The sequence below is a fragment of the Streptomyces palmae genome (assembly GCF_004684805.1).
GTDB lineage: Bacteria > Actinomycetota > Actinomycetes > Streptomycetales > Streptomycetaceae > Streptomyces > Streptomyces palmae.
In genome coordinates, this window is the sequence record NZ_SRID01000602.1 from 1 (window position 1) to 2,273 (window position 2,273).

Consider the following 2,273-nt stretch of genomic DNA (forward strand, 5'->3'; position numbering starts at 1 on the left):
CGGCCACCCCGCGGCCGCCGCCGTCGAGGCCGCACACACCTCCACCGCCCACCCCGCCATGCCGGGGGACCACGGCTTCTCCCCCATGGACGTCTGCCTGGCCGTGCTCGGCGCGTGGACGGTCGTCCTGCTGGTCGCGGCAGGGCTGTCCTGGCGGGCCCGCGACATCCTGGCGGCGGCCCGGGCCGGGCTGCTGCGAGTACTGGCCCCCATCCCGCCACCGGGTCAGCGGCTTCTCCTCGCCCGGTTGTCGGTGCTCCGTATATAGGCGGCGCCCTGTTCGCTCCGCCCGCGCGGCGGGAGCGAGCGCTTCGCGCCATCCCTGAGCATCGACACCGACACGAGGTCAACTCACCATGCGTACCACGACACGCCGCGCCGTACTCGGCGCGGGAATCGCCGCCGCCGGCAGCGGGCTCCTCGCCGCCTGCTCCTCGGACGGCTCCTCCGGCAAGGGCGGCACGTCCGACGCCGCCCCTCGGGGCTATGTGTCCCCGGACGGCTCCGAGGTCGCCGCCGCCGAGAAGCGCCGGAAGCCCGGCCCCGAGCGGAAGGTCCGACTCACCGCCACCGAGACCCGGCTCGACCTGGGCAGCCGTACCGTACGGACCTGGGCCTACGGCGACGAGCTGCCCGGTAAGGAGATCCGGGTCACCGCCGGCGACACCCTCGCGCTCTCCCTCGCCAACCACCTGCCCGAGTCCACCTCCGTCCACTGGCACGGGCTGGCCCTGCGCAACGACATGGACGGGGTGCCGGGCGTGACCCAGCAGCCCATCAAGGCCGGGGCGTCCTTCGACTACCGCTTCGCGGTCACCCACCCGGGCACCTACTGGCTCCACCCGCACTCCGGAGTGCAGCAGGACCGCGGGCTGTACGCGCCGCTGATCGTGGAGGACCCCAAGGAGCCCCTGCGCTACGACAAGGAGTGGGTCGTGGTCCTGGACGACTGGGTCGACGGGGTGGACGGCAGCACCCCCGACGCGGTCCTCGCCGAACTCTCCCGCGGCATGGGGGGCATGGACCACGACGGCATGGGCGACGGCGGCATGGACCACGGCGGGCACGACATGCCCGGGATGTCGATGACCGCCCGGCGCTCGCCCTCCCCCCGCCCCTCAGGGCCGCCCCGGATGATGATGGGCGCCAAGAGCGACCTGCTGGGCGGCGACGCGGGCGATGTCGCCTACCCGTACTACCTGGTCAACGGACGGACCGCCACGTCCCCGGAGACCTTCCGCGCCAAGCCGGGGGACCGGATCCGCATCCGGTTCGTCAACGCCGGCGGCGACACCGCGTTCCGGGTGGCCGTCGGCGGCCACCGGATGACGGTCACCCACACCGACGGCTTCCCGGTCGAGCACGCCGAGACCGACGCCCTGCTGCTGGGCATGGGCGAACGCTACGACGTCCTGGTCACCGCCAAGGACGGCGCGTTCCCGCTGGTCGCCCTCGCCGAGGGCAAGCGGAGTTCGGCCATGGCCGTCCTCCGCACCGGCGGCGGCGCGGCGCCCAAGCCCTCCGTACGCCCGAAGGAGCTGTCCGGGAAGCTGCTGACCGCCGACCGGCTGAAGGCCGACGCGAGCGTGCGGCTCTCCCCCGGCAAGCCCGACCGCACGGTGCGGTTCCAGCTCACCGGCGGGATGGCACGGTACGACTGGGCCTTCAACCAGCGGAAGTACGACCCCTCGCAGCGTTATCCGGTCCGGGCGGGCGAGCGGGTCCGGCTCTCCTTCACCAACCGCACCGACATGTGGCACCCCATCCATCTGCACGGCCACACCTTCTCCCTGGGAGAGGGGGGCGTACGCAAGGACACCGCGATCGTGCTGCCCGGCCGCACCCTCGAGGTCGACTTCGACGCCGACAACCCGGGCCTGTGGATGCTCCACTGCCACAACGTCTACCACTCCGAGTCGGGCATGATGACCGTCCTCGGCTACCGCAGCTGACGACACGGCGGGGCGGTGTCGCAGGCCCGGCCGCCCGGTTGGCGGCACCGGATCCACGACACCGCCCTCAGCCACCGCCACCCCGCCCCGGCCGGCGCCGGGTGGAGGCGGGCTCCCCGCGTCCCTCGCGTACCGCACCCGTCCTGCTCAGAACGGGTGCGGCCACCTCACCCGTCAGTTCCCGCCGCGTCCGGGGCAGTGCCCCGAGAGCGTCACCCGCAGCCGTACGCAGGCCCCCAGCACCTTCCCCACCAGCGCCAGCTCCGCCGAGCCGATGCCGCACCAGGCCGCGCAGGCCTTCCCACCGCCCGCACCCCGCAC

At 73.6% G+C, this 2,273-nt stretch carries 1 protein-coding gene and 1 pseudogene; both read left to right on the top strand.

Annotated features, from left to right (window positions below; all coding sequences use genetic code 11):
- Nucleotides 1-268, top strand: a pseudogene (locus E4099_RS33400) (hypothetical protein); the annotation flags it as partial.
- 88 nt (nucleotides 269-356) lie between these two features.
- The gene (locus E4099_RS31380) at nucleotides 357-1,952 is read left to right on the top strand and encodes a multicopper oxidase family protein (RefSeq protein WP_135342489.1); all 1,596 of its coding nucleotides are present in this window, start codon (nucleotides 357-359) and stop codon (nucleotides 1,950-1,952) included.
- Nucleotides 1,953-2,273 lie beyond the last annotated feature (321 nt).